The 23,698-nt window shown below is 66.9% G+C and carries 19 protein-coding genes, 2 tRNA genes and 1 riboswitch; of the genes, 16 read left to right on the forward strand and 5 right to left on the reverse strand.

Annotated elements, in window-relative coordinates; translation table 11 throughout:
• Window positions 1–192 precede the first annotated feature (192 nt).
• The 8 genes from FBZ90_RS24240 (at window position 193) to FBZ90_RS24275 (ending at window position 8,459) form a co-directional block, all read left to right on the forward strand.
• Window positions 193–1,749, forward strand: a complete 1,557-nt coding sequence (locus tag FBZ90_RS24240; RefSeq protein WP_145735682.1) for a 2-isopropylmalate synthase — start codon at window positions 193–195, stop codon at window positions 1,747–1,749.
• A 335-nt stretch (window positions 1,750–2,084) separates the two neighbouring features.
• Window positions 2,085–3,113: a rod shape-determining protein gene (locus FBZ90_RS24245; RefSeq protein ID WP_040849683.1), complete on the forward strand. Its 1,029-nt coding sequence runs from the start codon at window positions 2,085–2,087 to the stop codon at window positions 3,111–3,113.
• 114 nt (window positions 3,114–3,227) lie between these two features.
• The gene (gene mreC, locus FBZ90_RS24250) at window positions 3,228–4,106 is read left to right on the forward strand and encodes a rod shape-determining protein MreC (RefSeq protein ID WP_145735684.1); all 879 of its coding nucleotides are present in this window, start codon (window positions 3,228–3,230) and stop codon (window positions 4,104–4,106) included.
• A gap of 8 nt (window positions 4,107–4,114) precedes the next feature.
• Window positions 4,115–4,624, forward strand: a complete 510-nt coding sequence (gene mreD / locus FBZ90_RS24255) for a rod shape-determining protein MreD (RefSeq protein WP_145735686.1) — start codon at window positions 4,115–4,117, stop codon at window positions 4,622–4,624.
• A 136-nt stretch (window positions 4,625–4,760) separates the two neighbouring features.
• Complete coding sequence (gene mrdA / locus FBZ90_RS24260) at window positions 4,761–6,746, forward strand: penicillin-binding protein 2 (RefSeq protein ID WP_246130842.1); 1,986 nt, start codon at window positions 4,761–4,763, stop codon at window positions 6,744–6,746.
• A complete protein-coding gene (gene rodA / locus FBZ90_RS24265; RefSeq protein WP_145735688.1) occupies window positions 6,743–7,897 on the forward strand; it encodes a rod shape-determining protein RodA in 1,155 nt (384 codons plus the stop codon). Before mrdA ends, rodA begins: the two co-directional genes overlap by 4 nt.
• 141 nt (window positions 7,898–8,038) lie before the next feature.
• Window positions 8,039–8,114, forward strand: a tRNA-Lys gene (locus tag FBZ90_RS24270).
• Between the two features lie 269 nt (window positions 8,115–8,383).
• Window positions 8,384–8,459, forward strand: a tRNA-Lys gene (locus tag FBZ90_RS24275).
• A 151-nt stretch (window positions 8,460–8,610) separates the two neighbouring features.
• On the opposite strand, the gene FBZ90_RS24280 is transcribed toward FBZ90_RS24275, so the two are convergent.
• Both FBZ90_RS24280 and FBZ90_RS24285 read right to left on the reverse strand, forming a co-directional pair.
• Window positions 8,611–9,492 (reverse strand): hypothetical protein, encoded by an 882-nt coding sequence (locus FBZ90_RS24280; RefSeq protein WP_145735690.1) that lies wholly within the window; start codon window positions 9,490–9,492, stop codon window positions 8,611–8,613.
• A gap of 199 nt (window positions 9,493–9,691) precedes the next feature.
• A complete protein-coding gene (locus tag FBZ90_RS24285) occupies window positions 9,692–10,228 on the reverse strand; it encodes an acyloxyacyl hydrolase (RefSeq protein ID WP_186456017.1) in 537 nt (178 codons plus the stop codon).
• Window positions 10,229–10,613: 385 nt separating this feature from the next.
• Here FBZ90_RS24285 and FBZ90_RS24290 point away from each other — a divergent pair, with 385 nt between their 5' ends.
• The 3 genes from FBZ90_RS24290 to FBZ90_RS24300 all read left to right on the forward strand — a co-directional run bounded on the left by FBZ90_RS24290 (window position 10,614) and on the right by FBZ90_RS24300 (window position 14,123).
• Window positions 10,614–12,230: a bifunctional aminoglycoside phosphotransferase/ATP-binding protein gene (locus tag FBZ90_RS24290; RefSeq protein WP_246130843.1), complete on the forward strand. Its 1,617-nt coding sequence runs from the start codon at window positions 10,614–10,616 to the stop codon at window positions 12,228–12,230.
• A gap of 146 nt (window positions 12,231–12,376) precedes the next feature.
• Window positions 12,377–13,249 carry a universal stress protein gene (locus FBZ90_RS24295; protein ID WP_145735693.1) on the forward strand — a complete coding sequence of 291 codons (873 nt, stop codon included), beginning with the start codon at window positions 12,377–12,379 and terminating at the stop codon, window positions 13,247–13,249.
• Between the two features lie 253 nt (window positions 13,250–13,502).
• A complete protein-coding gene (locus FBZ90_RS24300; RefSeq protein ID WP_246130853.1) occupies window positions 13,503–14,123 on the forward strand; it encodes a YajG family lipoprotein in 621 nt (206 codons plus the stop codon).
• A gap of 46 nt (window positions 14,124–14,169) precedes the next feature.
• Here the strand turns inward: FBZ90_RS24300 and FBZ90_RS24305 are convergent, their stop codons facing one another.
• Window positions 14,170–14,703 (reverse strand): hypothetical protein, encoded by a 534-nt coding sequence (locus FBZ90_RS24305; RefSeq protein WP_145735697.1) that lies wholly within the window; start codon window positions 14,701–14,703, stop codon window positions 14,170–14,172.
• A gap of 118 nt (window positions 14,704–14,821) precedes the next feature.
• Window positions 14,822–17,500 (reverse strand): aminopeptidase N, encoded by a 2,679-nt coding sequence (gene pepN, locus FBZ90_RS24310; protein WP_145735699.1) that lies wholly within the window; start codon window positions 17,498–17,500, stop codon window positions 14,822–14,824.
• A 221-nt stretch (window positions 17,501–17,721) separates the two neighbouring features.
• Between pepN and FBZ90_RS24315 the strand changes: the two genes are divergently transcribed.
• The 5 genes from FBZ90_RS24315 (at window position 17,722) to FBZ90_RS24335 (ending at window position 21,803) form a co-directional block, all read left to right on the forward strand.
• On the forward strand, window positions 17,722–18,342 hold the full coding sequence (locus tag FBZ90_RS24315; RefSeq protein ID WP_145735701.1) for a hypothetical protein: 621 nt from the start codon (window positions 17,722–17,724) through the stop codon (window positions 18,340–18,342).
• Window positions 18,342–19,127 (forward strand): hypothetical protein, encoded by a 786-nt coding sequence (locus FBZ90_RS27970; RefSeq protein WP_186456018.1) that lies wholly within the window; start codon window positions 18,342–18,344, stop codon window positions 19,125–19,127. Before FBZ90_RS24315 ends, FBZ90_RS27970 begins: the two co-directional genes overlap by 1 nt.
• 81 nt (window positions 19,128–19,208) lie before the next feature.
• Window positions 19,209–19,316, forward strand: a riboswitch (SAM-I-IV-variant riboswitch).
• A gap of 56 nt (window positions 19,317–19,372) precedes the next feature.
• Window positions 19,373–20,461, forward strand: a complete 1,089-nt coding sequence (locus tag FBZ90_RS24325; RefSeq protein ID WP_145735703.1) for a threonine aldolase family protein — start codon at window positions 19,373–19,375, stop codon at window positions 20,459–20,461.
• A 162-nt stretch (window positions 20,462–20,623) separates the two neighbouring features.
• Entirely contained in the window at window positions 20,624–21,211 is a 588-nt protein-coding gene (locus FBZ90_RS24330) for a hypothetical protein (protein ID WP_145735705.1), read from the forward strand.
• Between the two features lie 25 nt (window positions 21,212–21,236).
• A complete protein-coding gene (locus tag FBZ90_RS24335; RefSeq protein ID WP_145735707.1) occupies window positions 21,237–21,803 on the forward strand; it encodes a coiled-coil domain-containing protein in 567 nt (188 codons plus the stop codon).
• 22 nt (window positions 21,804–21,825) lie between these two features.
• On the opposite strand, the gene FBZ90_RS24340 is transcribed toward FBZ90_RS24335, so the two are convergent.
• Window positions 21,826–23,517 (reverse strand): methyl-accepting chemotaxis protein, encoded by a 1,692-nt coding sequence (locus FBZ90_RS24340; RefSeq protein WP_145735708.1) that lies wholly within the window; start codon window positions 23,515–23,517, stop codon window positions 21,826–21,828.
• Window positions 23,518–23,698: the final 181 nt, after the last annotated feature.

Genomic DNA, 23,698 nt, shown 5'->3' on the forward strand with positions numbered 1-23,698 from the left:
TTTTCTTCTCCTGGGCCCGGCACAACCGATGCATTCCTTTCCAAGGGATCTGTCCTGCGGCAACAAAACGCCCGTTGGCCGTTGCCAGCGGCCAGATTGCGGCGTAGATCAAGTCGATCCGGCTTGGCTCGTCGTCAGTCTCAATACCCGTCCCGCCCGCATGTCCGGGACGGCAGCGCAGGATTTTTCGTCATGACCCATCCGTCTTCCGACCGCGTCGTCATCTTCGACACCACCTTGCGCGACGGCGAGCAATCGCCCGGCGCCTCCATGAACCTGGAAGAGAAGATCCGCATCGCCCAGACGCTGGAAGAGATGGGCGTGGACGTGATCGAGGCCGGCTTCCCCGCCGCCTCCAACGGCGACTTCGAGGCGGTGCGGGAAGTGGGCCGCGTGGTGCGCAACGCCACCATCGCCGGCCTTGCCCGCGCCCACCGCAACGACATCGAGCGCGCGGCCGAGGCGTTGAAGGGGGCGGCGCGCCAGCGCATCCACACCTTCATCTCCACCAGCCCGCTGCACATGAAGTACAAGCTGCAGATGGAGCCGGATGCCGTGGTCCAGGCCATCTGGGACAGCGTCACCCTGGCCCGCAACCATGTCGAGGACGTGGAGTGGTCGGCCGAGGACGGCTCTCGCACCGAGCTGGATTTCCTCTGCCGCTGTGTGGAAACCGCCATCAAGGCCGGCGCCACCACCATCAACATCCCCGACACCGTGGGATACGCGGTGCCGGAGGAATATGGCGCGCTGATCCGCGCGGTGCGCGAGAAGACGCCCAACAGCGACCAGGCCATCTTCTCCGTCCACTGCCACAACGACCTGGGCCTGGCCGTGGCCAACTCGCTGGCCGGTGTCGCCGGCGGCGCCCGCCAGGTGGAATGCACCATCAACGGCCTGGGGGAGCGCGCGGGCAACGCCGCCCTGGAAGAGATCGTGATGGCCCTGCGCACCCGCGCCGACTATCTGCCCTACAAGACCGGCATCAAGACCGAGGCCATCACCCGCGCCTCGCGCCTGGTGTCCACCATCACCGGTTTCGTGGTGCAGCCCAACAAGGCCATCGTCGGCGCCAACGCCTTCGCCCATGAGTCCGGCATCCACCAGGACGGCATGCTGAAGCACGCCGGCACCTATGAGATCATGACGCCGGAGTCGGTGGGCCTGAACCGGTCGACCCTGGTGATGGGCAAGCATTCCGGCCGCGCCGCCTTTCGCGCCAAGCTGAAGGAACTGGGCTACGACGACATGGGCGACAACGCCGTGAACGAGGCGTTCCGCCGCTTCAAGGATCTGGCCGACCGCAAGAAGGACGTGTTCGACGAGGACATCATCGCCCTCATCGATGACGAGGTGGGCCGCCAGCACGATCACATCCAGTTCGTTTCGCTGCAGGTGGTCGCGGGTTCGCGCGGGCCGCAGCACGCGGTGCTGGAGGTGACGGTGGGGGGCGAGGCCGTGCCGCCGGTGGTCAGCTTCGGCAACGGCCCGGTGGATGCCGTTTTCAACGCCATCAAGCTGGTCTTCCCCCACGACGCCCGGTTGCAGCTGTACCAGGTGCACGCCGTCACCGCCGGCACCGACGCCCAGGCCGAGGTGACCGTGCGCCTGGAGGAGGGGGGCAAGACCGTGAACGGGCAGGGCGCCGATGCCGACACCCTGGTCGCGACCTGCCGCGCCTACCTGCACGCGTTGAACAAGCTGCTGGTGAAGCGGCAGAAGACCGCGCCGGCGGCGATCAGTGCCTGAGGCCCGACACCCGTTAACGCTGTAAACCCCGAGTCTGCCGGCAAGAGGTGGTGTCGGGCGGTGCCCGCCACCGCCTGCGCGCCCGCAGGTTGAGTCCCGGGCCCGGTTGAGCGGGCAGGCTGCCCGGCCGCGTCGGAAGCGCGTCCCGGGGTCCGCTGGGTTCGCAGACGTTCCGCGCCGCGGCGATAAAATCGCCGCCGAGGCCTTTCTGGGCTTGAGCGGCCTAGCGATTCTGTTCTATGCAACCCCTGTGGCGGTGCGATGGTCGTTTCCCAGGGGAAACCACGGTTCGCAGGGCCATCTTCCCGCAACCCACTAACCGATGTCCTACGAACTTGCTTGGCATTTTCTCCGCCGATATGGCGATCGACCTCGGCACGGCCAATACGCTGGTCTACGTCAAGGGTCGCGGTATTGTCCTGAACGAACCGTCCGTGGTCGCGATTGCGAACGTCCGCGGCAAGAAGCAGGTCTTGGCCGTCGGTGACGAGGCCAAGCTGATGCTGGGCCGCACGCCGGGCAACATTCAGGCCATCCGTCCGTTGCGCGATGGTGTCATCGCCGATTTCGAGGTCGCGGAAGAAATGATCAAGCATTTCATCCGCAAGGTTCACAACCGCCGCAGCTTCGCCAGCCCGCAGGTCATCATCTGCGTGCCGTCGGGTTCGACCGCTGTTGAGCGCCGGGCCATCCAGGAATCGGCCGAGGCCGCCGGCGCGCGCCGCGTTTTCCTGATTGAGGAACCAATGGCCGCCGCCATCGGCGCCGGCCTGCCGGTGACCGAGCCGACGGGCAGCATGGTGGTGGACATCGGCGGCGGCACCACCGAGGTGGCCGTCCTGTCGCTGGGCGGCATCGTCTATTCCCGCTCCGTGCGCGTGGGCGGCGACAAGATGGACGAGGCCATCATCGGCTACATCCGCCGCAACCATAACCTTCTGGTGGGCGAAGGCTCGGCCGAGCGCATCAAGAAGGAAATTGGTTCCGCCTGCCCGCCGGAAGACGGCGAGGGCCGGGTGATGGAGATAAAGGGCCGCGACCTGATGAACGGCGTGCCCAAGGAACTCATCATCAGCGAACGCCAGATCGCGGAAAGCCTGGCGGAGCCGGTGAGCCAGATCATAGAGGCGGTGAAGGTCGCGCTGGAACACACGGCACCCGAACTGGCCGCCGACATTGTGGACAAGGGCATCGTGCTGACCGGTGGCGGCGCGCTGTTGTCCAACCTGGACTTCGTGCTGCGTCACGCCACGGGGCTGCCGGTGTCGATCGCCGACGATCCCCTGTCCTGCGTGGCGCTGGGCACAGGCCGGGCGCTGGAAGAAATGAAGACCCTGCGCAACGTGCTGATCAGCATGTATTGACCAGGGGCCTTCGGCTGCCCAAATGGGCGGCAGGCTTTGTTTTTGTAGGGTGGGCCCGGATCGGTTCTGAACCGGACAGGATCCGGGGCCCCCTGTAGCGGACGGGGACTGCCTGTGAAGACGCGCAGCGGTGGCACCGCGCTCAGGATCGCAGCACCCATGCGGGCGCTGCTTCAGCGATTCTCATTCATGCTGATGGTGCTGGCCGCCATCGGGCTGATGATGATGACGCGCGCCGACCCCGTGTTCATCGACGCCGCACGCGCCCGCGTCACCGACGCCTTCGCCCCCATCCTGGGTTTCATCGCCCGCCCCGCTGGCGCCGTCGCCAGCGTGTTGGAGTCGGGGCGCCAGCTGGTTTCCGTCTATGCGGAGAACCAGCGCCTGCGCGAGGATAACGAGCGGTTGCGCCAGTGGCAGCAGACGGCCCTGCGGCTGGAGGCGGAGAACAACTCCCTGCGCGGCCTGCTCGCGTACAAGCCCGACCCCGCCGCCTCCTACATCACCGCCCGCGTCATCGCCGACCCCGGTGGCGCCTTCGTCCGGACCCTGGTGGTGATGGCCGGCCAGCGGGACGGCGTGCGCCGCGGCCAGGCCGCCATGGCCGGGCAGGGTGTCATCGGCCGCGTGGTGCAGGTGGGCGAGTGGTCGTCCCGCATCCTGCTGGTCACCGACCTGAACGCCCGCATTCCGGTGGTGCTGGAAACCACCCGGCAGCGCGCCATGCTGTCGGGTGACAATTCCGACCAGCCGCGCCTGATGTACATCCCCCGCGGTGTGGAGCCGACGGTGGGCGAACGGGTGTTCACCTCCGGCCACGGTGGCCTGTTCCCCGCCGGCCTGCCGGTGGGCGTCGTGGCCGCCACCCATGATGGCGAAACGCGGGTGACCCCCATCGTCGACCTGTCGCGCATCGAATACGTGCAGCTTGTCGATTTCGGTATCCCCGGCGGACTGGCGGCCGAGGCGGCCCAGCCCGGCGCGATGCAGTGACGCTGGCCATGGCGGTCGGCATCTGGCAGCGGCTGGACCAGGCCGGTCGGAACTCGGTGCCGTTCAGCACCACGGTGGCGGCCATGCTGGTGGGTATGATGCCCCTGCAGTTGCCCGACTACTCCTTCGTGGCGCCGCCCCTCACCTTGATGGCCATCTACTACTGGGCGATCTATCGCCCCGACCTGCTGAAGCCCTATATGGCCTTCGGCATCGGGGTATTGCAGGATCTGCTGGGCGGATCGCCGCTGGGGATGAGCGCGCTGGTCTATGTGCTGTCCTACTGGCTGGTGTTGACCCAGCGCCGCTATTTCCTGGGCAATTCGTTCTGGTTCCTGTGGCTGGGGTTCGCCCTGGTGGCGGTGGGTGCCGGTGCCGTGCAGTGGGTGGCCTACAGCCTCATGACGGTGCACCTGGTGGCCCCCGGTAACGTGGTGGCCCAGGCGCTGCTGGCCATCGTGCTGTTTCCGGTTCCGGCCTGGTGCTTCAGCAAGCTGCACCGCAGTCTGCTGAGCTGACAGGGTGTTTTTCAGGCCAGCGACGGCTGGCCGGGCAGTTGAGTACCGAAGGGCGGGACGGTGAAGCCAAGCGGCGCCCGGCGCCCGAGGGGGCCCCTGGATCGGTCACGATCGGCGGCCGCAGTAAGAGGTTTACATGTTCAACGCGATCGATAGGGACGCCGAACGCCAGCGCGTCATGAACCGCCGCACGCTGGTGCTGGGCGGGCTCAAGGCCGGCGCCTTGTCCGCTCTGGTGGCGCGTCTCTATTACCTGCAGGTCCTGGAAGGCGACCACTACACCACGCTGGCGGAGGACAACCGCATCTCCCTGCGCCTGCTGGCGCCCTCGCGCGGCATCATCGTCGACCGCGCCGGCGTGCCCCTGGCGGTGAACGAGCAGAATTTCCGCGCCGTCCTGGTGTCCGAACGCACCGATGACGTGGACGAGACGCTGGACAAGGTGGTCAAGCTGCTGCCGCTGACGGACGCCGACCGCCGCCGCATCCTGCGCGATGTCGACCGCCTGCGCTCCTTCGCGCCGGTGACCCTGCGGGAGAACCTGACCTGGGACCAGGTGTCGGCCATCGAGGTCAACCTGCCCGACCTGCCCGGCGTGTCCATCGAGGTGGGGCAGGTGCGCTCCTACCCCTTCGGGGAACAGGCGGCCCATATCCTGGGCTACGTCGGCGTGGTGTCGGAGCAGGAGTTGCAGAACGCGCGCGATCCGCTGCTGTCCCTGCCGGGGTTCCGCATCGGAAAGAGCGGCATCGAGCGCAAGCATGACCTGGCCCTGCGCGGCACCGCCGGGACCAGCCAGCTGGAGGTCAACGCCGTGGGCCGCGTCGTGCGTGAGCTGGCGCGCAATGATGGTCAGCCGGGCCACCAGGTGACCCTGACCATCGACGCCAAACTGCAGTACTACGCCCAGCAGCGCCTGGCGGAGCATGAGAGTGCGGCGGCCGTGGTGCTGGACGTGCAGACGGGCGGCGTCCTGGCGCTGGCCTCCCATCCCAGCTTCGATCCCAACCAGTTCGCCATGGGGATCCCGCAGGACCTGTACGACAGCCTGATCAAGAATGAGGCCTCCCCCCTGACCAACAAGGTGGTGGCGGGCCATTACGCGCCCGGATCAACTTTCAAGCCCATGACCGCGCTGGCGGGGCTGGAGGCCGGCGTGGACCCCACCCACCGCGTCTTCTGCCCGGGGCACTATGATTTCGGCGGCCATACCTTCCACTGCTACAAGAAGGGCGGCCACGGGTCCGTTGACATGCACGACGCCATCCGCATGTCGTGCGACGTCTATTTCTATGACCTGGCGCGGCGTATCGGGGTGGACCGCATCGCCGACATGGCCCGCCGCTTCGGCCTGGGTGAACGGACCGACCTGGACCTCCCGGGCGAGAAGAACGGCATCATCCCCGACACCAAGTGGAAGCGGCGGACCTACAAGGAAAATTGGTACGATGGCGAAACGTTGAGCGTCGCCATTGGCCAGGGCTATGTCACGGCCACCCCCATCCAGCTGGCGGTGATGTGCGCCCGCCTGGCCAGCGGCGGCAAGGCGGTTAAGCCCCACCTGACCAAGGCGGTGGAGCAGGAATACACCGAGCAGACGGTTTGGCCCGACATCGGCGTGAAGCCGGAGTTCATCCAGCGCATCCTGGCCGGCATGGCCGGTGTGACCTCCGCCGGCGGCACGGCCTATGCCGCCCGCATCACCCAGCCGGGCATGGAGATGGGCGGCAAGTCCGGCACCGCCCAGGTCAAGCGCATCACCATGGCGGAGCGCAACGCGGGCCTCTTGAAGGCCGAGCGGCCGTGGAAGGACCGCGACAATGCCCTGTTCATCGCCTTCGCGCCGGTGCAGGCGCCCCGGTATGCCTGCGCCGTCATTGTCGAGCATGGCGTGGGCGGCAGCTCGGTCGCGGCCCCCATCGCCCGTGACCTGCTGCTGGAAATCCAGTTGATGGAGGCCGCGCGGGCCCAGCAAGCCGATGCCAGCCCCGCGGCGGGCCCGGCGCCAGGCGATGCGCCCACCGCTTCCGGCCAGGCCATCCCTTCCGCTCAACCCGCCGCCCCGCCCCTGACCCGGGTCACCAGCGTGCCGGCCGCGCCGGGGGAAGGGACCCCGCAATGATGAACCTCGACATGGGGCTCGACCCCCAATCCAACATGAGCCTCAGCGAGAAGCTGGGCCAGATCAGTTGGAGCCTGGTGCTGCTGATCACTGCCGTGGCCTGCATCGGCTTCGCCATGCTCTATTCGGCCGCTAACGGCAATTTCGATCCCTGGGCCACACGCCAGATCATGCGCTTTGCCGTGGGCGCGGTGATCATGCTGGTCGTGGCGCTGATCGACATCCGCATCTGGCTGAAGTTCTCCTACTTCCTCTATGGCATCGCCTTCTTCCTGCTGATCGTGGTGGAGGTGATGGGCCATGTCGGCATGGGGGCCCAGCGCTGGATCGACCTGGGCTTCATGCAGCTGCAACCGTCGGAGCTGATGAAGGTGACGCTGGTGATGGCGCTGGCGCGCTATTTCCATGGCGCCTCGCTGGAGGATACCGGCCGCATCACCTTCCTCATCCCGGCCTTGATCATGATCGTGGCGCCCGTCTGCCTGGTGCTGCTGCAGCCCAACCTGGGCACCTCGCTCATGCTGCTGATGGTGTCGGGCGCCATCTTCTGGCTGGTGGGCGTGCGGCTGTGGAAGTTCGCGTTGGTCATCGGCGGTGTATTGGCCGCCATCCCGGTCATCTGGCACTTCATGCACGACTACCAGAGGAACCGGGTGAACACCTTCCTGAACCCCGAGAACGACCCCCTGGGCCACGGCTACCACATCATGCAGTCCAAGATCGCCCTGGGCTCCGGCGGCATGTTCGGCAAGGGCTTCCTCATGGGCTCGCAAAGCCACCTGAACTTCCTGCCGGAGAAGCAGACGGACTTCATCTTCACCATGCTGGCGGAGGAGATGGGCATGGTGGGGGCCCTGGTCTTCCTGGCCCTCTATACCCTGCTGCTGGTCTACGGCTATGTCATCGCCATGCGCTGTCGGCACCAGTATGGCCGGCTGGTGGCCATGGGGCTGACGGTGAACCTGTTCCTGTACATGTTCATCAACATCGCCATGGTCATGGGCCTGATCCCCGTCGTGGGCGTGCCCCTGCCGCTGATCTCCTACGGCGGGTCATCGGCGTTGACGGTCATGACCGGCTTCGGCCTGCTGCTGTGCGTCCACGTTCATCGCGACGTGCGCATGTCCCGCCGCGGCATGAGCGATTTCTGACGCCCCCGGTTCGCGCAAGGGCGCCATGCGAAGGCGCCCCTGCATTTTTCTGTCGACAAGCACCGCCTATCGCCGTATGAAACCGCCCTCACCGCGACACAGCGCGGATGACCGGCGCCACGGCGGCGGTCCATGAGGGGCGGGTGTATAGCTCAGTTGGTAGAGCAGCTGACTCTTAATCAGCGGGCCCAAGGTTCGAGTCCTTGTACACCCACCACTCCTCTCCCTTGAAAATTCGACGTTCATTCAGGCGCCATGCTGATGTGCCCGCCGTTGGGCGCGCTTGCTAAGTCCCTGCCTTGCCAATCAATTTTCGGTATGCGGCGTGTATCGTTCGCCGCATGGGTGCCATTCCTGGCGGCTGGCTGATGACGCGCTTTTGCTGTCATTTTTCTGTCGACAAGGGCGCGCCGGAACGCTACAAAGCGGCCCTCACCGGGACGCAACGCCCGGCGGCCGGCGCCTCGGCGGCGGCTCATGAGGGGCGGGTGTATAGCTCAGTTGGTAGAGCAGCTGACTCTTAATCAGCGGGCCCAAGGTTCGAGTCCTTGTACACCCACCACTCCTCTTTTTTTCCACAAAATCCAACGGTGTCGCCAAGCAGTGAAAATCGCTGCCGGGCTGGAGCATACTTTTATGCCCGCCGTTGACCTTTCATTTGGAGGAGGGTCGCGGAGGCCGCGTTTGGCCACCCCCGCGACGGCTTTGCCGGTTTATGGCTGTGCATCCAGCCAGGCCGGAATATTGTCGAAAGTCTTGTCTTCCATACCCATGCCGACCCGCAAATTCAGCCCGCCATCGGCTCCGTTCACGAAGCGGACGCTGCCCACACCCAGGGTCCGTTGCGCCACCACGCGGTCCTTGCCTGTTGCCAGGTTGAGGACATGTGCCTCGTCAGCCCCCGAACCGATATAGGCGGCATAGGGCACGCCGCCAGCCAGAGTCCAGCCCACATGTAGGGTCAGGTCAGGCACTGCTGTCTTGGACGTGGGGCCAGCCAGGTGGATTGATACCATGTTTCCCGATTTAGTATTGATGAAGCCATAGGATGGAGCGCCCGCCAGGGAGCGCAAAAGGCCACCGCTGTGTTCCTCAGGCCCCTGCAGCAGCGCATAACCGGTACCGCAAGGATCGCCCAGCTGGTCGGGAAATACGGCCCAGCCTGGTTGCAGGGAAATCTGGTCGACTTGACCATCCACATGCAGGCGCGCCAGCAGACCGGCCCGGGAGACAATCACGCCGTCGCCGCAAGCCCAGATGCGCTGGGCTTGCACTTGCCGTTGTGATCCGGCCAGGGTGACCAGCCAGCCGCTGTCGCCATGCTGCGCCTGGGCTACGGGAGTCGGAGCGTTAGTAGCGAGGTCCAAGACCTTGATGGTGAACTGTTCGCCCTGGACGGAGCGAGGACCCCGAACGAAATAGGCGATCTTGTTGGAACTGGTGTCCAGGGAAGCGCTGGTAATGTCGCCGTCCAGGTCGGTATAGGGGCGGCCGTCGATCGTGATGCCGCCCTGTGTCCTGCGAATTTCCGTCGCCTGAGTCGATGAAAAGGAAAGGGCGAGCAGCACCGCCGGAATAACGGTAATTAATCTCATTTTGTTTCCATTTTTATTAATCTAAGGAAGTGTCTGGTGGATATAGCTACCAGAATTCCATTTCTGATCAACGTGAAGGTGAGCGAAAAAGGTATCCATTTAACAACCGGTATGCATCGCCGCGTTGGTTGCCAGAAAACGAAAAAGGGCGCCCGAAGGCGCCCTTGATCATCTCAGCCCTTGATGGCTTGGGATCGGCTTACCAGCCGCCGAACAGCCAGCTGGTGGGGATGTGATAGTACAGGGTCACGATCTCGGAACCGGGGTTCACCTCGCCGATGCCGGCGTTGGAGATGTGGCCGAAGGACAGGCCCAGGCGGCTCTGGTTCTCGAACTTGTACGAGATTTCGGCGGTGGAGCGGAACTCCACCCAGCTGCCGAGGTTCTTGCCGCTGCCGGTGCCATAGACGCCGACGCCGAAGTTGGGCGTGAAGTCGAAGGAGCTGCCCAGCGGAATGTCGAACAGGATGCCGCCGACACCATAGGCGCCGCCCTGGCCGGTGAACTCACCACCCACCCATGGGCTGATCCGGATCCAGCTGCTGGAGAACAGCGCGGTGTTGGGGCGATACTCGATGCGATAGTCGGTCGTGTTGTGCTTCGGCCCGGTCCGCAGCACGTCGTACTCGCCGATGCCGAGGCTGAGGAAGCTGGGGGTGTCCTCGGCGAAAGCCGGCGCCGCGACTGAAACCAGCCCCAACGCCAATACCGTGGACTTGAGAAGACGCCGTAGCACGACCGTGATCCTTAATAAGAAGTTTCCAGGATGATTCCCGAATGAGGCAGGCAACTCAACGGGCAAAGCAGTGACCGCTACCTTTTGCCTCGCATAGCCGCCAACTGTTGCGCATATGCGACAAAGAGGCGTCCAGCCAGACAGGCTACACACGCGCAAGGCCTTACCTTCGATCCCGTCGCCGCACTTGATAGGTCCGGCCGGTTACAATTTCATGAAGAGACGCTGTATGGGCGCGATATCCGTCCTTATATGGTTTCGTTGCCACATCACTGTCAGGGTCATAGGACGCAAGGCAGGGGTGATTGGGGTATTCGTCCCGCTGCCAGCAAAAGGGACGTACGCCGCACGTCGGCCTGTCATAAAACATCGCTAAAATCGGCTTATGGATCTGTGTCCGGCGCCCACGATCTCGTCCTCCATGGACCAGGCCGCCACGATCGCCCTGCTGGGCGATGCGGCGACCCATCAGGGTTTGGCGGTGGAGCGAATCGACACCGACGGCGCCGTCATCTTCCTGGCTGGCGACCGGGCCTATAAAATCCGCCGCGCGGTCCACTTCCCCCACCTGGATCTGTCCACGCCCGACAGGCGGCGGCGGGTGGCCCTGGCCGAGGTGGCGGTCAACCGGCGCACGGCCCCGGGCCTGTATGAGGGGGTGCTGGCCGTGGTGCCGGGCGCCCATGGCCGGCTGGTGTTGGCGCCGGCGGGCCCAGGCGCCGATGCCGCGGCCGTGGACTGGGTGGTGGTCATGCGCCGCTTCGCCGAATCCGGCCTGTTCGACCGCCAGGCGGAGGCGGGGCTGCTGACCCGCGACGGCATGCGCGCCGTGGCCGATGCCGTGGCCTCCCTGCACGAAAGCGCCCATGACGAAACCCCCGACCGTCCGGATCGCCCCCCGCCCGGCGGCGTCGAGGCGGTGCGGGCGGCGGTGGCCGGTGCGCTGGGCGCCCTGCGCCTGCATCCCGACCTGTTCGATCCCCCCGCCCTGGACCGGCTGGAAGGGGGGCTGATGGGAGCCGTCACCCGACAGGAATGGCTGATCGAACGGCGCCGGCGCTCTGGTTATGTCCGGCCCTGCCACGGCGACCTGCAACTGGGCAACATCTGCGTCTGGGCTGACCAGCCCACCCTTTTCGGCGCCGCCATCCTGCTGGACGAAGCCGGCGGGCAGGAAGGCGAGGCGGCCGGTGGTGGCCCGGCGGTCATCGATGTCTTCCATGACCTGGCCTACCTGCTGATGGATCTGGAGCATCGGCGGCTAAGGCCGTTCGCCAACCTGGTGCTGAACCGGTATCTGGAGCAGACCGGGGACTTCGCCGGCTTGGCCCTGCTGCCGCTGTTCATCAGCCTGTGCGCGGCCATCCGCGCCCACATGACGGCCAGCACCGCCGCCGCCCGGCGGCCGGTGGGGGCGGGCGCCTCCTTCCGGCGGGAGGCGGCGGCCTATCTGGATTTGGCCTTGTCCGCCCTGAATCCACGGGCGCCCCGGCTGATCGCCATCGGCGGCCTGCCCGGCACGGGCAAGTCCACCTTGGCCCGCATGCTGGCGCCGGAGATCGGACCCATCCCTGGGGCCGTCATCCTGCAGTCCGAGTCCCTGCGCCGCCGCCTGTTGGATGCGCCGGAGGAGGGAACGCTGGCCGCGTCCGGCTACAGCGAAGCGGTGACGGCCCGCGTCTATGGTGAGATGGCGGGACGCGCCGGCCTGGTGCTGGAGGCCGGCCATGCCGTGGTGGCCGACGCCGTCTACGCCCGTCCGGACCAGCGCGCGGACATCGAGGCCGTGGCCCATGCGGCGCCCGTGCCCTTCCTGGGCCTCTGGCTGGTGCTGAACCAGCAGCAGGCCACGGATGAGGGGCGGCCCAAGGGCGAACGGGGCGGGCGCGGCCTGGGTGAGATGCGTTGGGATATCCTGTCCGTCCTGGGATCCGCCGCCGATGTGGCCCGCCGGCTGCTGAGCCAACTAACCAGGCCGGAACCCTGGCGGACCGAGGCGTGAGGCGCCGGCTTTCCCCGTGGCCCTTGCTCCCGGGGGGGTACGGGTCCATGCTTGAGGCACGTCAATGCGTGCATCCGTCCAAACGGTGAAGCTTCTCCATGATGTGCCGGCCGCCTGAGCGCCGGCGTCCAGAGGAGAACGGCCCCATGTCCTATCGCAAGATCCTGTCCGTGCTGACCGGCGGCGCCGGTGACCGTGCGGCCCTGGCGGCTGCCTTCGCCCTGGCCCGGCGCGGTGGCGGTCACGTCCTGGGCTTGGTGCCCAATCCCGACCCACGCGAGGCCGTGCCGGCCCTGGGCGAGGGGGTGTCGGGCGCGCTGGTCGAGGAGATCATGACCATGGTGGAACAGGAGTCGCGCAACCACCGCACCCGCGCCCACCAGACCTTCGATGCGGTCCTGGCCGAGGCTGGCGCCAGCCTGGCCGAGAGCCCCGTTGCGGCCGCCTCCGTAACCGGCGACTTCCGCGAGGTGGTGGGCAACCAGGAGGATGTGGCCGTGGTCCAGGCCCGCCTGGCCGACCTTAGCGTCATGGCCCAGGTGGCGGAAACGACGGGGGGCGAGGCCCTGTTGATGCTGGAGGCCATCCTGCTGGACAGCGCCCGGCCGCTGCTGGTGGTGCCGCCGGCCTTCAATGCCGATGCCGGCCTGGGACGCCACATCGTCATCGCCTGGAACGGCAGCCGTGAGTCGGCCCAGGCGGTGGCGCAGGCGCTTCCCCTGCTGACGACGGCGGAGACGGTCACCGTCATCGCCGTGGAAACCGACAAGACCGACGGCGCCGCCGGCCGCGACCTGGCTGAGTATCTGGGCTGGCACGGCGTCACCGCCCAGGTGCGCCAGCCCATGGCCGAGGGCCGCTCGGTGGGCGCCCTGTTGCTGGCCGAGGCGAAGGCCGCCGATGCCGACCTGCTGGTGCTGGGCGGCTATGGCCACAGCCGCCTGCGTGAGATGATCCTGGGCGGTGTCACCCGCCACGTCCTCTACAACGCCACCCTGCCGGTCCTGCTGGCGCATTGAGGGCGGTGCGTCGTTCTGCCGCAGTGCTGAGCGCTGCGGCAGCGGCCCACCGGCAAGAGGCGGGGGCCTGGATTTTCATACGAGGTAACAACGCATTAGCGGGCAATCCCACCAACGTATCCTTGTGTTGGGCCCTCAACTATTAATGCATTATTGTACAACCGCATTGCTGACATCAGCCGCTTTGGCATACCCCTTAAAGCCTAGGTAGGGCGCCGGTTGGCGGCCCTACGCCAAGATATGGGGGTAGTTGATGATCCGCGTGTTTGCAGGCCTGGTAGCCATTTCCATGCTCGCCGGGTGTGCGCTGTCCGAAGATGTCGCCACCGTGAAGTACGTCCCCACCAAGGCCGAGGTTGTGGTCGATGCCAAGCCGGTGGGCTTGACCGTGGTGGACGCCCGCACTTCCGACCGCAATCGCATCTCCGCCAAGATTAATGGTTTCGGTACCGAAATGGCGGCCATCCGTTCTGATAAGGATGTCCCGGCCATCGTGACCGATGCGTTCAAGACGGAGTTGGAGGCGCGGGGCTTCCACGTGCAGGCCGGTGGCCGGCCGATCACCGTCTCTGTCAACCAGTTCTATAACCAGTATGGTGCGGGCGTGTTTTCCGGCACGGCCACCGCTGATGTGAATTTGACGGTCGCGGTGGGTAATGGCTCTGGCGCCCCTGCTTTCAGCCAGACCTATGCTGGTACGGCCAAGAAGACCATCCTGATGGCCAACGGCTCCAACGCGGCGGAGACCGTCGCCAGCGCCCTGAACGACGCCTTGGCGAAAATGTTCGCCGATCCTGCCTTCGTTGCCACGCTGACCGGCAAGGCGTCGCCAGTGGTGGCGACCCCGGCGGCCGCCGGCAGCCCCACCAGCTGATGACGGCCAGGGGCGGCGGACGCATGTCCGTCGCCCCATGGCTTGGTCAGTGGCTTTGTTGATGTTTGGTTTCGGCCTTGAAGGCTTGCTCACAGACTTGGTTGGCGAACGCTTGGGCCATTTGACCTTCAGCACCGCTCAGGCCGATAGCCGCCAGAACGCCGCCGCCGCCCACCGAGCGGTTGACGTCATAATCACCGGCGAGAGCACCGTCCGCGGTATCGAACAGCTGCACGGAACCGCGCACGACGTTGGAGTCGCCCAGTAAGATGGCGCGTCCCGCGTTTTCGCCGCTGAAGCGGGCGACACGGGCTTCCAGACGCAGGGGGTGGCTGCCCTTGGCGCATTTCGCCAGTTCCGTGCGCAGGGCGAGTTCCAGCTTGCCCTTGAACTCGGGCGAGGCGTCGGGGGGCAGCGCCTTGATCTCGATATCGGAGACGTAACCGTCATGCGCCAGCGTGGCGGACAACGGCTTTACCGCCTCGCTGCTGCTGAATGGCATGCAGCCGGTCGCGATGGATAGGAGAAGAAAGCAGAGCCGGGCTTGCCCTTTTTGTTTTGATAACGCCATGGTTTCCATCGTGAGGAATTAAATATTCCTCCAGTATACAGGCGATCAACCGGCAAGAGAATTTGGAAATGAACAGGAATGCCAGGTTCCTTGACTGGAGTTGGCATTCCTGTTCCGTTGTCTTTATTCAGGCGGCCAGGCTCTTCGACACGATCTCATAGACGTCGCGCGACAGGCCGGCGGTGCCGACGATCCGCTCCAGCGCCGCCCTGGCGTGTTCCTGGCGGCCGGTGTCATAGGGGCGCCAGCGGGCCAGGGGCTTCACCATGCGGCTGGCCACCTGCGGGTTCAGCTTGTCCAGCGTCAGCACCGTGTCGGCCAAGAAGGCATAGCCGCTGCCGTCGGCGGCATGGAACTTGGACGGGTTGGCGGTGAAGCTGCCCACCAGGGCATAGACCTTGTTGGGGTTGCGGATGGAGAAGGAGGGGTGCTCCATCAGGCCGCGCACCCGGTCCAGCGTGTCGGGGCGGTCGCTCAGCGCCTGCACCGCGAACCACTTGTCCATCACCAGCGCCTCATGCTTCCAACGGTCGGCGAAGTCGGCCAGGCAGCTGGCGCGTTCGTCCATGGCGCTGTCGGCGATCAGGGCCAGGGCGGCGATGGCGTCGGTCATGGTGGCGGCGCCCTGGTACTGCGCCAGGCACAGGGCGCGCGCCGGGGCGTCGTCCAGCGCCATCAGATAGGCCAGCGCCGCGTTTTTCAGGGCGCGGCGGCCCATGGCATCGGGGGTGATGGTGAAGGCGCCATCCGTGCGGTTGCCGTCATAGGCCTTGCGGAAGGCGCCATTCAGTTCGCGCGCCAGGGTGCGGCGCAGGCCCAGCCGGGCGGCATGAATGCCGTCCACGTCCACCAGGACCCGCTGCTGCCCCAGATAGCCTTCGGTCGGCAAGGCCAAGGCCAGGGCGGCGAACGTCCGGTCCTCCCCCGCCCGCGCCAGGGTCTGGGCGATGGCGTCGATATAGGCTTGGGGGGCTGCGGTCTCCCCTCCCTGGGCGCGGGCGTCGACATCGGCCAGGATCAGCCGGGTCGCCAGAGTCTGCCCCGCCTCCCACCGGTTGAAGGCGTCGCTGTCATGGGCCATGAGGAAGGTGAGCGCCGCGTCGTCCTGTTTGAAATCCAGCCGCACCGGGGCGGAGAAGCCGCGCAGCAGCGAGGGCACGGGTGCCTGTGGCACATCGACGAAGGTGAAGCTCTGTTCCGCCTCCGTCAGCGCCAGGATGCGGGTGGTGGCGCCGGCCTCCCTCTCTCCTTCCAGCGTCAGGGGCAAATCCTGGCCGTCCGGGCCCAGCAGGCCCAGAGCCACCGGAATGACCTGGGGGGCCTTGTCCGGCTGGCCGGGCGTGGCCGGCAGCGTCTGGCGCAGGGTCAGGGTGTAGGTGCCGGCGGTGGCGTCATGCCGGCCTTCGCCCGAGACGACGGGCGTGCCGGCCTGGGTGTACCAGCGTTGGAACTGCGCCCACAGCGGATCGGTCGGCTTCTGGCCGTTGGCCTCGACCATGGCGGCCAGGAAGTCGTCGGTCGTCACCGCCTGGCCGTCATGGCGGGCGAAGTACAGGTCGATGCCCTTGCGATATCCCGCATGGCCCAGCAGGGTGCGGTACATGCGCAGCACCTCCGCCCCCTTCTCATAGACGGTGGGCGTGTAGAAGTTGCTGATCTCGATGTAGCTTTCCGGCCGCACGGAATGGGCGGTGGGGCCGGCGTCCTCGTTGAACTGCACCTGGCGCAGGCGCTGCACGTCCTGGATGCGCTTCACCGGCGCGGAGTTCATGTCGGCGGAGAATTCCTGGTCGCGGAAGACGGTCAGGCCCTCCTTCAGGCTCAGCTGGAACCAGTCGCGGCAGGTGACGCGGTTGCCCGTCCAGTTATGGAAGTATTCGTGCGCCACCACCGTCTCGATGCCGAGGAAGTCGGTGTCGGTGGCTGTCTCCGGCTGGGCCAGGATGTACTTGGTGTTGAAGACGTTCAGGCTCTTGTTCTCCATCGCGCCCATGTTGAAGTCGGACACGGCGACGATGTTGAAGATGTCCAGGTCGTATTCCAGGCCATAGACGTCCTCATCCCATTTCATGGATTTCTTCAGCGACTCCATGGCGTGGCCGCATTTGGCCTCGTTCCCCGGCTCGACATAGATGCGCAGCGCCACCTCGCGGCCGGAGCGGGTGGTGAAGCGGTCCTCGATATGCACCAGCGCGCCGGCCACCAGCGCGAACAGGTAGCAGGGCTTGGGCCAGGGATCCTCCCACCGCGCCCAATGGCGTCCGGCCTCGGTCGCGCTGTCGCCGTTGGCCGTCAGGTTGCCGTTGGACAGCAGCACGGGATAGCGCGCCCGCTCCGCCTCGATGGTGGTGGTGTAGCGGGCCATCACGTCGGGACGGTCCAGGAAATAGGTTATCTTGCGGAACCCCTCGGCCTCGCACTGGGTGCAGTAGTTGCCGGAGGACTTGTACAGCCCCTCCAGCGCGGTGTTGTCCTGCGGCCGGGTGCGGGTGGTGATCTCCACCGTGGCCTGGTCGGGCAGGCCGGCCAGGGTCAGCCGGTCGGGGGTGAGGGTGTAGTCGTCGGGCCCCAGCACGCGGTTGTCGACCCGCACGGCCAGCAGCTCCAGCTCCTGCCCGTCCAGGTCTAGGGCGGCGGTGGCGCTGGCCGCCGCCGGATTGCGCCGCACCGCGAGGGTGGAGCGGATGGTCGCCGCCTCTTCCCGCAGGTCGACGTGCAGGTCCACCGTATCGATCAGCCACGCCGGCGGGGCGTAGTCGCGAAGGTGGATGGCGTGCGGGGGGGCCGTGTCGAGGCGGCTGTCCATGGGGCGGGCTTCCGTTCAGGGGACTGATGGTTGGTGGTCAGGATAGGGGAGGGGGATGCGGCCCGCCAACCCGTTTCCAAATTCGCGTTTCGGGGCGCCATCTTCTACGGTTGGGCAGGCCGCCTGTCCTAATGACTTAGACGGGTATTTTGCGCGGGCCGCTTACAGGCTTAGGCGATATCATTGACACCAGGCGGGAGAGGTCGGTCAGAGGGGCCCCGGTGCAGGTCGCACAATCGGATTTGGTGGTGTTGTCGGTGGCGGGCGCCGTGCTGGCCGCCGTGGCGCTGCTTGAGGTTTTGCGCCTGGTGATCGTCGACATCTATGAGTGGGCGGCGAAGTACCGATGGATCAAGTACGAGATCCAGCAGACCCGCCGCACCACGGAGAATTTGTGGGCCCAGAATCGGGCCAACGCCATGGTGCGCGACCGCAACAACGCCGAGCGCTTCCGCCTCAACACCATCCTGCACCGCATGCAGCAGGAGTGTGAGGAGCTGGAGCGGCGGCGGGTGGATGTGTGGCACGAGGTGGGCGACGCCACCCTGGACGACCAGCTCTATCTTGCGGACCTGAACAACCGCAGCCTGATGGAGCGGGCGGCCGCCGGGGCGGAGGAGATTTGCCCCCTCTGGCGCTATACCCACCGCGCGCGGGTCTGGGCGGGCAACGAGCGCCAGGCGCGCTCGCGCCTGTTGCTGGCCTTCGGTCCCAAGGATGGCTTCACCATCAACAACCTGCGCGCCGCCCAGGGCTTCAAGGCGGTGGCGGAGGCGGCGGCCGGGGTGCGCTCCGCGGCGCAGGCACGCCTGGTGCGACCGCACCGCCGCATGGTGCGCTGATGGCCGGCGGCTACTCCAACCTGAACTTCGTGGTCTTCCTCATCCTGGCGGTGGGCGGCGCCTTCCTGGCCTTTTCCGTTCGCCGCATCCTGTTCAAGATCCGCGAGACGGAACGGCGCATCGCCGCCGTGGTGGACGAGAAGAACGAGGCGGCGGCCGACCTGCGCGTCGCCCGCCAGCAGGAGGAACAGCTGGCCATGGCCCTGAAGGAGGGGGAGGAGGCGCTGCGCGAGATCGCGGCGCAGACGGAGGATGTGCGCAGCCGCATGGCGGTGCTGCGCCAGACGGTGCCCCGTCCGCTCAACCTCGTCTCCTTGGAATGGGCGCCGGGCGACCAGCTGTTCGAGGCGCACCTGCGCGCCGCGGCGGCGCCCCGCCAAGTGGGCCGGAGTGGCATGGGCCGCGGCGGCGGCGGCATGGCGGAGGCGGGGGTGGTCCACGGTTATGCCCCCACCGAGGCCGATTTCCGCGTGCTGGTCACCAATCGCCTGGCGCGGGAGGGCGGCTACACCATCAGCGTCGTCCTGCCCATCTCGTTGCGCGACGATACTGCGGCCGCCGATGGGGGGGCCGAGGGCGCCGCCCCCCTTGAGCCCCCGGCGGAGGATGAGGCCCTGGCCGACCTGTTGGGGGAGGGTGATGGGACGGAGCCGGTGGAGGACCCCCCGTCAGCCCTGGCGCCGCGCCCGCTGCCCGTACGCCCGCTGCCCGTACGCCCGCCCGCTTCGGCGCGGCCGGCCCCTCAGGGGTTGGGCCTGACCCCCGCCCCTGCCGTAGGCGGCTGATTTCCCCGCCGTCCGCAAATGCCGCACCGGGTCTGCGCGGCAAGGGACTTGCGCCGGCGGCCGTCTGCCGTTATCCCTCTCGCCATGCATCAAGAGTTGGGCTGACGCTCAACGCCAACCTGCTTACCCGGCAAGGTGGCGCTTCCCGCAGGGAAGGATGTGGCCGATCCGGCAATGAACGGGAAGCTGCCACGTGTCCGTTTCGCTCTTGATCGAAACCAGAGATGACGAAGGCGGCCTTTCCCATGACCAGCACGCACACCGCGACCGTTCCCCCGCAGTTCGAGGCGCAGCAGTTCGCCAGTGACAACTATTCCGGCGTTTGTCCGGAGGCCTGGGCCGCCATGGCGGAGGCCAACAGCGGCCACGCCGCGGCCTATGGCGAGGATGTGTGGACGGCGCGGGCGGCCGACGCCTTCCGCCACCTGTTCGGCACGCCCTGCGACGTCTTCTTCGCCTTCAACGGGACGGCGGCCAATTCGCTGGCCCTGGCCTCGCTCTGCCAGTCCTACCACAGCGTCATCTGCTCCGCTTCCGCGCATGTGGAGACGGACGAGTGCGGTGCGCCGGAGTTCTTCTCCAACGGGTCCAAGCTGCTGGTGGCGCAGACGACGGACGGCAAGCTGACGCCGGATGCCATCCGCGCCCTGGCCACCGGGCGGTCGGACATCCATTTCCCCAAGCCCCGTGCCGTCACCATCACCCAGCCGACGGAGACGGGGCAGGTCTATAGCCTGGAGGAGATCCGCGCCATCTCCGCCACCTGCCAGGCGCTGGGCCTGCGCCTGCACATGGACGGCGCCCGCTTCGCCAACGCCTGCGCCAGCCTGGGCTGCAGCCCGGCGGACATGACCTGGCGGGCCGGCGTGGACGTGCTGTGCTTCGGCGGCACCAAGAACGGCATGGCGGTGGGCGAGGCCATCCTGTTCTTCGACCGGGCCCTGGCGGAAGACTTCGATTATCGCTGCAAGCAGGCCGGCCAACTGGCATCCAAGATGCGCTTCCTGTCCGCACCCTGGGTGCGCATGCTGGAAAACGGCGCCTGGCTGCGCAACGCCGCCCATGCCAACGCCGGGGCACAGCGCCTGGCCGCCGGGCTGACGGATGTGCCGGGCGTGGCGCCGATGTTCCCGGTGCAGGCCAACGCCGTGTTCCTGACGGCGCCGGCGGCGGTGCTGGATAACCTGAGGGCGCGCGGTTGGCGCTTCTATACCTTCATCGGCGGCGGCGCCCGCTTCATGTTCGCCTGGGATACCCAGCCCGAGCGGGTGGACCAGTTGGTGGCGGACATCCGCGAGGCGGCCACGCAGGCCGCCGGACAGGCGGCGGCCTGACCGTCCGATGGGCACCGCGCCATAGGCAACGGCCGGGCCCAGGCCGTTGCCTATACGTAAGATTTTGCTGATTCCCAGCCTGTTAATGCGCAATTCACCGTACAACTTCACGCGGGTATCCATGCGATAGCGTCATCCACTCCATCAGCAGCCGAGGGCCTGGTGCACATCGACAAACCGGATCTGGTGATCCTAGCCATCGTGGGCGCCATCCTGGCCGGCGTGCTGTTGATGGAATTGCTGCGGCTGGTGATCAGCGACGTCTATGAGCTGTTGGCCCGCCACGCCAAGGTGAAGCAGGAGATCCAGCAAATCCAGCGCACGGCGGAGAAGCTGGCGGTCGCGAACCGCGACACTACCCGGGTGCGCGACCAGCGCATCGCGCAACGTTTCCGCGATACCAGCGCGCTGCAGCGCCTGGAAAAGGAATGCGAGGAGTTCGAGCGGCGGCGGGTCGAGGTCTGGCACGACCTGGGCCCGCCCTCCGCCACCGGCATGGCGCTCTATTCCGCCGACATCGCCAACAGCGCCCTGACCAACGGCGTGGTCGCCGGTATGGAGACCATCTGCCCCCTGTGGCGGCATCTCCACCGCGCGCGCGTCTGGGCCCGCACGGAAATGGACGCCCGCACGGCGCTGCAAAACGAATTCGCCCTGGCCGATGGTTTCACCGTCACCAACCTGCGCCAGGTCCAGGGATCGGCACCGTCCGGCGGCCTGGCCGCGCGCGGCGCCCCCGCGTCCGTCTGAGCCGCCGATCGAGGAGGATTCCCCCATGGGTTTGATGGACGCCCTGGCCGAGGCCTATGCCAATCCCGACCCCACCCATGTCGGCGCCGTGGCCATCGGCGGCGCCATCATGGCCTGGTCGCTGAAGCGCCTGATCGCGGAGATCCGCAAGACCGAAAAGCGCGTCACCGCGGCGTTGGAGGAGCGCAACCGCGCCGCGGCCAAGCTGCGCCAGGCCCGCATCCAGGAAGGGGAGCTGCGCGACACCTTGCGGGAGCTGGACGGCGAGATGGAGGAGATCGCCGCCCGCGCCAAGGAGGTGGAGGAGCGGCGCGGCACCTTGGAACAGGTGATCCCCCGCCATCTGAACCTGTTCTCCCAGGCGTGGTCGCCGGGCGACACCCTGTTCGAGGCGCGTATCAGCCAGGTGGCGGGCGGCGGCAAGGGCGGCGCCCGCGTCGTCCATGGCTATGCCGCCGGGCCGCGCGATTTCCGCAACCGGCTCATGGCTCGCTTCCCCGCCTCCTCCTACGTGGTCATCGACGTGGCCACCGTCGATCTGGAGGAGCTGGACATGGCCGTCACCAATTTGGGTGTCGCCAACCAACCCTGACCCGAACCGTCGCCGCCTGGCGTCAGGCGGCGCGAAGGACGGAGAGGAAGCTGTCGACCTGGGTGCGAAGGGCGCCGGCGTCGGTGGACAGGCGGCCGGCGGTGCCCAGCATCTGGCTGGCGGCGCCGCCGGTGTGGGTCGCGGCCTCGGTGACGCCGGAGATGTTGGAGGCGATTTCCGCTGTGCCGATGGCGGCCTGCTGGACGTTGCTGGCGATTTCGCGGGTGGCCGCCCCTTGCTCTTCCACGGCGGAGGCGATGGCGCTGGCGATCTCGTTGATGCGGGTGATGGTGCCGGTGATGCTGGTGATGGAGGCGGCGGCGTCGCCGGTGGCGGACTGGATGGCGGCGATCTGGGCGGAGATTTCCTCCGTCGCCTTGGCGGTCTGGTTGGCCAGGCCCTTGACCTCGGCGGCGACGACCGCGAAGCCCTTGCCGGCCTCACCGGCCCGCGCCGCCTCGATGGTGGCGTTCAGGGCCAGCAGGTTGGTTTGCCCGGCGATGGTGGAAATCAGGGTCATGACCTCGCCGATGCGGTTGGCGGCCTGGACCAGGAACTCGACCTTTTCCTGGGTGCGGCCCGCCTCCTCCACCGCCTCACCGGCGATGGCGGTGGAGCGGGTGACCTGCTGGCCGATCTCGTTGATGGAGGCGGTCAGCTGCTCGGCGGCGGCGGCCACGGTATGGACGCTTTGCGACGCCTGCTCCACGGCGCTGGCGGCGGAGGTGACCTGAAGGGTGGTCTGCTCGGCGGTGGCGGACAGGCTCTGCGCGGCCTGCTCCATCTCGGCGGAGGAAGTGGTGACGCCGGTGACCACGCCCATGACGGTGTGTTCGAAGTCGTTGGCCAGGCGTTCCATGGACTGGCGCTTCTCCAAGTCGGCGCGGGCCTTGGCCGCAACCTGCTCGGCCTCCAGCCGGCGGACGGCCAGGGCGTTGTCCTTGAAGATCAGCAGGGCCTGGGCCAGGGCGCCCACCTCATCCTTGCGGTCGGCGCCGTGGACCTCGGTCTCCAGCCGGCCGCCGGCGATGGCGCTCATGGCGCCGGTCACCTGCCCGATGGGCCGGACGGTCAGGAACAGGATGATGGCCGCCATCAGGCCGAAGCTGATGGCCAGGCCGCCGGCGGCCAGCAGGATCAGGCTGGCGCTGACGGTACCGGTCAGGGCATTGGTGTCGGCCTTGGCCTTCTCCATGGCGGCCTGGTTGGCGTCCACGCGCTTCTGCAGGGCGTCCATTAGGCCCATGCGGGCGTCCCGGGCGGCGCCCATGGAGATCTTGCTCGACACCGCATCGTCGTTGCGCCGCGCGGCCTCGATGGACGGTTCGTTAGCGGCGATGTAGGCGTCCAGCAGCTGCTTCAGGTTCTGGTTGATGGCCCGCCGCTCCGGCGTGTCCGCCAGGCTGACCAGCTTGTCGATATTGGCCTGGGCCTTGGCGATCTTCTCGCGGTAGGTCTTTTCGAATTTGCCGAATTCGCCTTCCACCAGGATCATGTTCTTGGCGTCGAGGGTGGCGGAGTTCAGCAGGCTTTGCGTCTCCAGCGCCAGCACCTGCCGGGCGGCGTCAAACTCGATGACGTGGTTGATGGCGCCGTTCATTTGGGTCAGACCCCTGCTGGCCATGACCACGATGGACGCGGCCACGGCGGCGATCAGGGCCAGGGGAATGGCCAGTTTCACGATCAGTTTAAGATTGGCGAACCAACGGATCATCAGGGTGCTCTCCCACGGCAGGCAACGGCGTCTCAGTGCTGCGACATCCTGCCGCAACCGCCTTGGGTGATCCCTTAACGTTGTTTCCCATCACGATGTACCTGAAAAAATTGCAACCCTAATCTTTAGTATGTGCCAGGAGTTGCGTGGCTGGGTTGCGGGATTTCTGTGCCAGCCTCAA

Origin of the sequence: Nitrospirillum pindoramense (assembly GCF_007827955.1) — a bacterium.
Lineage (GTDB): Bacteria > Pseudomonadota > Alphaproteobacteria > Azospirillales > Azospirillaceae > Nitrospirillum > Nitrospirillum amazonense_B.

Excerpts from the sequence above, each read along its gene's own strand:
- FBZ90_RS24240 (WP_145735682.1), top strand. The coding sequence starts at position 193 with ATGACCCATCCGTCTTCCGACCGCGTCGTCATCTTCGACACCACCTTG.
- mreD (WP_145735686.1), top strand. The coding sequence starts at position 4,115 with ATGGCGGTCGGCATCTGGCAGCGGCTGGACCAGGCCGGTCGGAACTCG.
- mrdA (WP_246130842.1), top strand. The coding sequence starts at position 4,761 with ATGTTCAACGCGATCGATAGGGACGCCGAACGCCAGCGCGTCATGAAC.
- rodA (WP_145735688.1), top strand. The coding sequence starts at position 6,743 with ATGATGAACCTCGACATGGGGCTCGACCCCCAATCCAACATGAGCCTC.
- FBZ90_RS24280 (WP_145735690.1), bottom strand. The coding sequence starts at position 9,492 with ATGAGATTAATTACCGTTATTCCGGCGGTGCTGCTCGCCCTTTCCTTT.
- FBZ90_RS24290 (WP_246130843.1), top strand. The coding sequence starts at position 10,614 with ATGGATCTGTGTCCGGCGCCCACGATCTCGTCCTCCATGGACCAGGCC.
- FBZ90_RS24295 (WP_145735693.1), top strand. The coding sequence starts at position 12,377 with ATGTCCTATCGCAAGATCCTGTCCGTGCTGACCGGCGGCGCCGGTGAC.
- FBZ90_RS24300 (WP_246130853.1), top strand. The coding sequence starts at position 13,503 with ATGATCCGCGTGTTTGCAGGCCTGGTAGCCATTTCCATGCTCGCCGGG.
- FBZ90_RS24305 (WP_145735697.1), bottom strand. The coding sequence starts at position 14,703 with ATGGAAACCATGGCGTTATCAAAACAAAAAGGGCAAGCCCGGCTCTGC.
- pepN (WP_145735699.1), bottom strand. The coding sequence starts at position 17,500 with ATGGACAGCCGCCTCGACACGGCCCCCCCGCACGCCATCCACCTTCGC.
- FBZ90_RS27970 (WP_186456018.1), top strand. The coding sequence starts at position 18,342 with ATGGCCGGCGGCTACTCCAACCTGAACTTCGTGGTCTTCCTCATCCTG.
- FBZ90_RS24325 (WP_145735703.1), top strand. The coding sequence starts at position 19,373 with ATGACCAGCACGCACACCGCGACCGTTCCCCCGCAGTTCGAGGCGCAG.
- FBZ90_RS24335 (WP_145735707.1), top strand. The coding sequence starts at position 21,237 with ATGGGTTTGATGGACGCCCTGGCCGAGGCCTATGCCAATCCCGACCCC.
- FBZ90_RS24340 (WP_145735708.1), bottom strand. The coding sequence starts at position 23,517 with ATGATCCGTTGGTTCGCCAATCTTAAACTGATCGTGAAACTGGCCATT.